This window comes from Mesorhizobium sp. M7A.F.Ca.MR.362.00.0.0, from assembly GCF_004023175.1.
Lineage (GTDB): Bacteria > Pseudomonadota > Alphaproteobacteria > Rhizobiales > Rhizobiaceae > Mesorhizobium.
On sequence record NZ_RZTF01000919.1, the window covers coordinates 1 to 450 of the forward strand.

At 68.4% G+C, this 450-nt stretch carries 1 pseudogene; it reads left to right on the forward strand.

Annotation, left to right across the window (positions count from 1 at the left end):
• Positions 1-450 (forward strand): annotated as a pseudogene (locus tag EOC06_RS44955) (hypothetical protein); the annotation flags it as partial.

The following is a 450-nucleotide window of genomic DNA, read 5'->3' on the forward strand; positions in this document are numbered from 1 at the left end:
GCCCTCTTCGGAGCGAGCGTTGGAATCGGCGGCAAGGGCAGCGGCGGCGGCGATGGCGGCGACGTGTTCTTCCGCACCGCCAATGGCGGCCAGCAATCGATCATCACGCGCGGCACCGACTCGATCGGCCTCGTCGTACAGTCGGTCGGCGGCGGTGGCGGCAATGGCGGCTTCGTCGGCACGTTTGGCGCGATCGCCAATCTGGGCATCGGTGGTGGCGGCGGCGCGGCAGGCGCGGGCAAGGCAGTCGATGCGACCTATAATGGTTCGGTCGAAACCTTCAAGGAAAGGTCGGCCGGTATCATCGTGCAATCGATCGGTGGCGGCGGCGGCAATGGCGGCGGCGTCATCGGTGTCGGCCTTGGCCTGACCGTCGGCATCGGCGGCAGTGGCGCGGGCGGCGGCGCCGCGGGCAAGGTCGTCTACAACTCCACCACCACGAATATCCAC